Below are 413 nucleotides of genomic sequence, written 5' to 3'. Positions count from 1 at the left end.
CTTTCTTAAAGTCTCTTCCCGGACATGACATTGTACCGTAAGTGCCTCCAGAAAGTTTTATTGTGATTGTCCCTGTAACTTTAGGTGTCCCCTTTATTTCAAGATCATTATAGGAAACATATTCTGTTCCTAAACCTCTAGGAGATAATTCAAGTCCTGATTTCTCTGGTTTGATATGATAGGCAAAGAATTCATCTATAACAACGCCACCAAAAACCTCAATTTTAGCGTAATAGGGGGTACCCAATGTGGCATTGGGTAACGACTTTGGTCGAACTTCCATTTTTTGCATACAAAAACAACCTGTAAGGAAAGTAGCCAGAAAAAGTATGGTATGTCCACACTTTTTAGTACCAAAAAGATAAGGTCATCGATTTCTTTTGTATTCAATCGGTGACTGATAATTTAATGTT

Annotated in this window: 1 pseudogene; it reads right to left on the bottom strand. The window is 36.8% G+C overall.

What is annotated here, in order from left to right:
- Positions 1 to 292, bottom strand: a pseudogene (locus H3S73_RS13605) (hypothetical protein); the annotation flags it as partial.
- Positions 293 to 413: the final 121 nt, after the last annotated feature.

The organism is Gilliamella sp. B14384G12 (assembly GCF_016101825.1).
GTDB classification, from domain to species: Bacteria; Pseudomonadota; Gammaproteobacteria; order Enterobacterales; family Orbaceae; genus Gilliamella; species Gilliamella apicola_N.
This window is presented reverse-complemented; position numbering and strand designations above follow the sequence as displayed.